This is a genomic window from Sphingomonas corticis (assembly GCF_012035195.1).
GTDB classification, from domain to species: domain Bacteria; phylum Pseudomonadota; class Alphaproteobacteria; order Sphingomonadales; family Sphingomonadaceae; genus Sphingomonas; species Sphingomonas corticis.
This window is the reverse complement of record NZ_JAAVJH010000039.1, coordinates 1-6916: the sequence shown is the minus strand read 5'-3', so window position 1 is coordinate 6916 and position 6916 is coordinate 1. Positions and strand designations below refer to the sequence as shown.

Here is a 6916-nt window from a genome sequence, read left to right as displayed (position 1 = left end):
TGTGACGGCCTGCAATGATGATCGGTTCGACGCGAGATAAAGGGCGCACTCTGGCGCATAGTCTGTGAGACCGTCGAGGTGCTTGGGCGCACGTTATTCGAGAACCAGCGTACGATCTTTGAGACGGACGCGAGACGGTCATCAGTCAGCGCACGCTTTGTGAGACCTTCAAATCGGCACCGGCGACGCGCATCCGTCGCTGGACTGTGCGCATGTTACGATCGTGAGAGCCCCATTGATGTGACGCCGAGTTAGCGGCTATCGCCTTCGGACCCACTGAATTGGTGTTCATTGGACCGCTTAATCACAGCATGTAGCCGATATCCGAAGCCCCGGACGGATAAGCGAACATGGTCGATTTCAGATCGTCGGCCGTCAGACCATGCCGGATCGCGAGCGCGAACAGATTGATGACCTCGTCCACATGCGGTCCGACCAGGTGAGCCCCGAGCACCCGGTCGTCGCCTTCATCGACCATCACCTTGAACCCATAAACCGGTTCGGCCGCTTGCCGCGCGGAGTACCAGTTGGGGACCAGATTGCTTTTCACGCGGAAGCGCAGGCCCCGCTCGCGCGCTTCGGCTTCGCTGAGCCCGACCGAAGCGATGGGAGGAAGCGTGAAGGCGACGCTGGGGATACCCCGATAGTCCGGGCGGAGGTGGTTGCCTTCGAGCATGTTGCCGGCGACGACCTTGCCGTCATGGCTCGATACCGGCGTCAGCGGAGGCCCCATCTGGGCCGCGTCGCCGGCAGCATACACCGCCGGGTTGGAGACGCTTTGCAGATGCTCGTTGAGCGTGAGGCGGCCCCGCTCGTGTGCGATCCCCGCCGCATCGAGGTCGAGTGCTTCGAGCGCCGGGCGTCGCCCGGCAGCATGGACGATCAGATCGGCCGCGAAGCTCTTGCTCACCCCGCCCGTGGAGGCGCGAACCGAGAAGCCGTCGCCTGTCTTGTCGATCGCCTCGACCTCCGTATCGAGCTGCACGTCGATCCCCGCATCGCGCAGGCGGGGCATCAGCCAGCCGACCAGATCGGGGTCGAAGCCGGTCAACATGCGCGGCCCGCGTTGGAGGATGGTCACTTGCGCCCCGGCGTTCGCCGCGATTGTAGAGAACTCCGCCGCGATGTATCCACCCCCGACGATCACGATGCGCCGGGGCAGGCTCTCAATCGCCAGGAACGCCTCATTGTCGATGACGTGCTCTTCGCCGGGCAAGCCGAGCGGGACCGGTTCGGCACCGCTGGCAACAAGGAAATGGCCGCCAACCAGCGTCTTTCCCTCCACGACGAGGCTGTTCGCGCCGGTGAAGCGAGCCGGGCCGTGGTAGGTATCCACCCCGGCCTCATGGTAGCTTCGTTCATGTTTCCCCGGCACCGGATCAGTGAAGGTGCGCTTGAACGCCATCAACTCGCGCCAGTCGATGCAGTCCTTTCCCACCACGCCGTTGCTCCGCATCCGGCGCGCGTCGTCGATCACAGCGGCCCCGTGGCGTAGCATCTTTTTCGGATCGCAGCCGCGCAGGGCGCAGGTGCCGCCATAGGGTCGGCAGTCGATCACGGCGACGCTCTTGCCGGCCTTGCGAACGCGCATGGCCGCTACCCGCGCGGCAGTTCCCGCGCCGATGACGACCAGATCATAGGTGTCGGGCACGAGCTTCTCCTTGGCGTGGTTCAGGTTCCCCGGCTGGCGTGCCGTCAGGCGCAGCAGCTCGCCGTTGATCCCGACGCGCGCGCTTCCTGTATCGGGGGACAGGGCACGTCACCGAAGGAGCAATAAACGCAACAGTCCCCGGCGTTGGGGCGAAGCACCGCGGCGCAGCCTTTGCAGTCGTAGAAGAACTGGCACGCATCGGTCGGCATGGTGTCGGTCGATTGGTGGCCGCACTTGGGGCAGGTCAACGTGGAGGTGAGCAGCATTACAACACCCAATTCATGAGGATAGGCTCGATCGAGCCCCAGATAGCGGCCAGGCCGACCAGCACAGTTGCCGCAATCAGGAGGCCGACGATCCGGCGCGACCTGACATCAACCGCACAGGCGTCCCCCGGCGCACAGGCCGTCTCGCGCTTGCGCCACCACATGGCCCAAGCGACCACGAGCGCGACCGCGCTCAGCACCAGAAGCGGCGCGCGAATGCTCGCCAGCCCTACGAAGCTGCCGGCGAGCCCAGCACCCACGCCGAGCGAGGCGAGCGCGAGTGGCAGAACGCAGCAGGCCGCGGCGGCCGTGACCGCGCCCAGGCCCAACGCAGCCGCTATTGATGCGACACCCCGGACGGGCGGCCCACCCGGTGTTGAGGGTTGCCTTGCGACGGTATCCGTCATTATCTGTTCCTCGATGGGATCGGATTGCTGAACCGCCGCCCCGGAGGCGAAACAAGATCGAGAATCGACACCCCGATCATCAACACCAGCCCCGCATACAGCACCCATTCCGCCCGAACGCCGCGAAGCGACATCAGCAGGGCGGCGATGAGAACAAGCACAGGTCCAGTGACGCCTAACGCTAGGCGCAGCCAGGTCTTGTGACGAAGGCCGGTGCGGAGGTTCGCCGCCAATACGATGAGCGCGGAGAGCGGCAGAACGTATCGGATAAAGGGGCCTTCATACTGGCTCAGAAAACTCAGGCCGATCCCGGCACCGAGACTGCCAAGGGCGGGAAAGCACGCCGCACAGCCGAACGAGGCGATGATCGCGCCGATCACACCCGTTTTATCGGCCGTTCGCGTTAGGGAGTCCTCAGTAGGCACAGCCGTTCCTTTCACCCGCTCCGCCGCAGCGACTCACCGCGCTCGCCTTGGCTCCTCGACAGGATCATAGTCGAAACCTTATATGCACCCTCCAGCAACTGTAGGGTCAAGGGCCGTGGCTCTGAAAATCGGCGACCTCGCCAAGGCGACCGGCACAAAGGTGCAGACGATCCGCTATTATGAGGAGATCGGCTTGCTGCCCGCGCCGGCGCGCACCGAAGGCAACTACCGGACCTATGCTTCGGCGACCCTTCGCCGGCTGTCATTCATTCGCCGCTCGCGCGGCCTTGGTTTCAGTCTCGACCAAGTGCGAGAGCTGCTGGGCTTGGCCGACCATAGCGATTGGTCCTGTGCCGCGGTCGAGACGATCGCGCGCGAGCACAGGGCGGCGATCGAGCGCAAGATCGCCGACTTGGCAGCCCTGGATGGCGAGCTGGCGCGTATCATCGACCGATGCGGACACGGCACCGTTGCCGAGTGCGGCATCCTTGAAGCCCTGTCTCCTGCCTAAGACGGCAGTGCATTACCGCTTCTCCCAACACCGCGCGCGGCTCGCAAGAAATACGTCCGGTTTCCTTGTGGTCGCAATCGGCCACCCGATCGCGGCCGTTCAGAACGAGAAAAGCCGTTGCGGAAACCAGCGTCAGAATGCAGGGTGGTAGCTGTCTTTCCTTGCGGGTGAACCGGCCTTCTCATGCTGATCGGATACGTCCGCGTCTCGAAAGCCGACGGCAGCCAGACGCTGGAGCCGCAGCGCGACGCGCTGCTCGCGGGCGGCGTCGACCCGAGCCGCATCTACGAGGACCTCGCATCGGGTCGGCACGATGCTCGGCCTGGCCTGACCGCGTGCCTGAAGGCGCTCCAGCCCGGCAACACGTTGGTGATCTGGAAGCTCGACCGGCTCGGCCGTGATCTCCGTCACCTCGTCATCACCGCAGAGGATCTGCGCTCGCGCGGGATCGGGCTGAAGGTGCTGACGGGTGCCGGCGCGCAGATCGACACGACGACCGCCAATGGCCGGCTCGCGTTCGGCATCTTCGCCGCATTTGCCGAGTTCGAGCGCGAGCTGATCACCGAGCGTACGCGCGCCGGGCTCGCTGCAGCGCGCGCCAGGGGCCGGTTGGGCGGGCGCCCGCGCAAGATGGACCGCTCGACGCTGCAAATGGCAATGGCGGCGATGAGCGACCGGAAGGCGGTCGCGGCTGAGGTGGCCAAGCGGCTCGGCATCACGACCACGACGCTCTACCACTACATCAACGGCGACGGCACGCCCAAGGCCCCCGGCCAGGCGCTCCTCGACGGGAAGGCGATGCCCAAACCTCCCACCCGGGCTCGCGAAGAGCGACAAGCGGCGTGACCGTCTGGCGAGCGCCCGTTCCAGCCGAGGCGCTCGCGACCCTGAAACGACGCCTCGCGGCGCTGCCGCCCCGGCACCCCGACCGCAAGGAGATGATGGCGTCGACCTGCCGGCTCTACGCCGTGTCGCGCGCCACCCTGTACCGTGCGCTACGCGGCGAGCACCGTCCCCGCGACGCGCACCGCTCCGATCGCGGGCACGCGCGCGTCATGGGCGACGGCGAGATCGAACACTGGTGCGAGATCGTCGCTGCGGTGAAGAAGAGCACCACCAACAGGAAGGGCCGCCACCTCTCGACCGCGCGGGCGCTCAGGCTGGTCGAGGAGCATGGGGTCCACACGCCCGATGGCCATCGCAAGCTCGCGCCCGGGTTGCTCACCATCTCGACCCTCAACCGACATATGCGCCGGCTCGGGTATGACCACGCGCGCCTGACACGAGAGCCCGCGGCCGTCCGTTTCCAGGCGGAGCACGCCAACGACCTGTGGCACTTCGACCTGAGCCCGTCCGACCTGAAGCAACTCGCGGTTCCCCCGCCCTGGGTCGACCTGGAACGGGGCGGCGCGCCCACGCTGATGCTGTTCTCGGTCGTCGATGACCGGTCGGGGCTCGCCTACCTCGAATACCACTGCGTATATGGTGAGGATGTCGAGGCGGCGCTCGGTTTCCTGTTCCGCGCCATGTCGGCCAAGCCGGACGGCACGACCAACCCGCTCCAGGGTATCCCCAAGCAACTCCACCTCGACAACGGCCCCGTCGCGAAGTCAGCCGTGTTCAAGCGGGTAATGGAGAGCCTGGACGTGATCGTCACTCCGCACATGCCGGCCGGATCGGACGGTGCGCGCACGACCGCACGCGCCAAGGGCAAGGTCGAGCGGCCGTTCCGGACGGTGAAGGAGGCGCACGAGACACTCTACCATCATCACCAGCCCGACACCGAAGCCGAGGCGAACGCTTGGCTGACCCGGTTCGTCGATCGCGAAAATGCGCGCGATCACCGGCACGAGGCTCACTCGCGCGTCGATGACTGGCTTGAGCGCCAGCCCGAGGGCGGGGTCCGCGCGATGTGCGCGTGGGAGCGGTTCTGCTCGTTCGCGCGCGAGCCCGAGCGGCGCATGGTCGGGCTGGACGCGCGGGTGTCGGTCGCGGGGGTCACCTACGAGCTCGACCCCGAGCTTGCCGGCGAGGCGGTCGTGCTGTGGTGGGGGTTGTTCGACGCCGAGCTGTTCGCCGAGCATGGCGACGAGCGCTACGGTCCGTTCGATCCCGTGGGCGGCCCCGTACCGCTCCATCGCTACCGCAAGCACCGCAAGAGCAGGCGCGATGTCCGCCAGGACCGCGTCGCCGAACTCGCGACCCGCATTTCCATCCCGCGCTCCGCGCTGTCGGGTGAGCCCGACCTGATCGCGCGCGAGCCGCACCGCGCCATGCTCGCCACCCGCCCATTCGACGGTCCCGACCGGTTCGAGGAGTTGGCGTTCGCCACGCCGCTGAAGGCGCGCGCGGCGATCGCGGAAGAGCTGCGCGTGCCGCTCGGCAAGCTCAGCGCGGACGACCTCCAATTCATCGCCGACCTGCTCGCCCGCACGCTGGTCCGCGCGGAGGTGATGGTCGCCATCCGCGAACGGTTCCCGCCCGGCCGCGCCCATGCGGGATGAGGAGCCTGCCCCATGCTGACCGAAGTCATGCACCACTACCGGCTTGCCCGACCGCCAGTCGATGTTGGGTTCTACGAGACTGAGCACCACAAGCAAATCGTTCACGACCTGCGTACGACGATCATGGCGGGCCGGCTGATCGCGCTCACGGCCGTGATCGGGTCGGGCAAGTCGCTGCTGGTGCGCAGGTTGCGCGAGGCGCTGGAGCGCGAGAACCGCGTTATCGTGTCGCGCGCGCTCAGCCTGGAGAAGGCCAAGATCACGGTGCCGCTGCTCGTGTCGGCGCTGTTCTACGACCTCAGCCCGGACAAGCTACCCACCATCTCGCGCCAAGCCGAGCGCCGCGAGCGCGACCTCCAGGAGCTGTTCCGCAAGGCTAAGAAGCCGGTCGCGCTCTTCGTCGACGACGCGCACGACCTCCACGCCAACACACTGAAGGCGCTCAAGCGTCTGGTCGAGCTGGTTCAGGAGGGTGGCGGGCAACTCTCGGTCGTCATGCTGGGCTACCCGCGTCTGAAGAACGACCTGCGTCGCCCCACCATGGAGGAGGTGGGTGACCGCACGACGCTGTTCGAGTTCGGAGGGCTGCGCGACCGGCAGCGCGACTTCATCGACTGGGTGCTCCGGGCTTCGCTGGAAGAGGGCGTCGAGCCCGAGGAGGTCATCACCGACGACGCGGCGACGCTGCTCGCCGCGCGGCTGAAGACGCCGCTCCAGCTCAGCCGCTACCTCGTCCGCGCGTTCGAGGCGGGGTTCGGGATCGGCGCCAAGCCGATCGACGGCACCATCGTTGACGGCGTGCTGTCGCGCCGCCTCGACGACATAGAGCCAGAGCTGAACCGGCACGGCTACGACGTGAAGGCGCTGTGCGACCAGTTCGACGCCAAGCCCGCCGAGATCAGGAAGCTCATGCGCGGCGAGCTGGAGGGTACACGGGCGACCGAACTAACGGACGAGATGCGCATCGCGGGACTGCCAATATGAACGTCTCACGTAGCGTGCGTCGCGTGGCCTGCGTCTCGCGTCCGTTTCACCCGAGGTGCGCCCGTTCTCAACTATAGTGCGCTAGAGCACGGCTTCGGTCTCACGGAGCGTGCGCCAGAATAGACCTATAATCTCGCGCCGGGCCGACCATCATTGCAGGCCGCTACA

8 protein-coding genes are annotated in these 6916 nt (G+C 66.6%); 4 read left to right on the top strand and 4 right to left on the bottom strand.

Annotated elements, in window-relative coordinates:
- Positions 1-304: 304 nt before the first annotated feature.
- The 4 genes from HBH26_RS20050 to merC form a co-directional block, all read right to left on the bottom strand.
- Complete coding sequence (locus tag HBH26_RS20050) at positions 305-1651, bottom strand: dihydrolipoyl dehydrogenase family protein (RefSeq protein WP_007406355.1); 1347 nt, start codon at positions 1649-1651, stop codon at positions 305-307.
- 44 nt (positions 1652-1695) lie between these two features.
- Entirely contained in the window at positions 1696-1917 is a 222-nt protein-coding gene (locus HBH26_RS21115) for a GDCCVxC domain-containing (seleno)protein (RefSeq protein WP_082450164.1), read from the bottom strand.
- Entirely contained in the window at positions 1917-2246 is a 330-nt protein-coding gene (locus HBH26_RS20040) for a mercuric transporter MerT family protein (protein ID WP_007406366.1), read from the bottom strand. Before HBH26_RS20040 ends, HBH26_RS21115 begins: the two co-directional genes overlap by 1 nt.
- A 77-nt stretch (positions 2247-2323) precedes the next feature.
- Complete coding sequence (gene merC / locus HBH26_RS20035; protein ID WP_133177339.1) at positions 2324-2749, bottom strand: organomercurial transporter MerC; 426 nt, start codon at positions 2747-2749, stop codon at positions 2324-2326.
- Between the two features lie 115 nt (positions 2750-2864).
- On the opposite strand from merC, the gene HBH26_RS20030 reads away from it, so the two are divergent.
- The 4 genes from HBH26_RS20030 (at position 2865) to HBH26_RS20015 (ending at position 6748) form a co-directional block, all read left to right on the top strand.
- The gene (locus HBH26_RS20030; protein WP_007406344.1) at positions 2865-3260 is read left to right on the top strand and encodes a MerR family transcriptional regulator; all 396 of its coding nucleotides are present in this window, start codon (positions 2865-2867) and stop codon (positions 3258-3260) included.
- A 183-nt stretch (positions 3261-3443) separates the two neighbouring features.
- Positions 3444-4106 carry a recombinase family protein gene (locus tag HBH26_RS20025; RefSeq protein WP_007406363.1) on the top strand — a complete coding sequence of 221 codons (663 nt, stop codon included), beginning with the start codon at positions 3444-3446 and terminating at the stop codon, positions 4104-4106.
- Positions 4103-5764 carry an IS481 family transposase gene (locus HBH26_RS20020; protein ID WP_007406365.1) on the top strand — a complete coding sequence of 554 codons (1662 nt, stop codon included), beginning with the start codon at positions 4103-4105 and terminating at the stop codon, positions 5762-5764. Before HBH26_RS20025 ends, HBH26_RS20020 begins: the two co-directional genes overlap by 4 nt.
- A 12-nt stretch (positions 5765-5776) precedes the next feature.
- On the top strand, positions 5777-6748 hold the full coding sequence (locus HBH26_RS20015) for an ExeA family protein (RefSeq protein ID WP_007406337.1): 972 nt from the start codon (positions 5777-5779) through the stop codon (positions 6746-6748).
- The last annotated feature ends 168 nt before the right edge of the window (positions 6749-6916 follow it).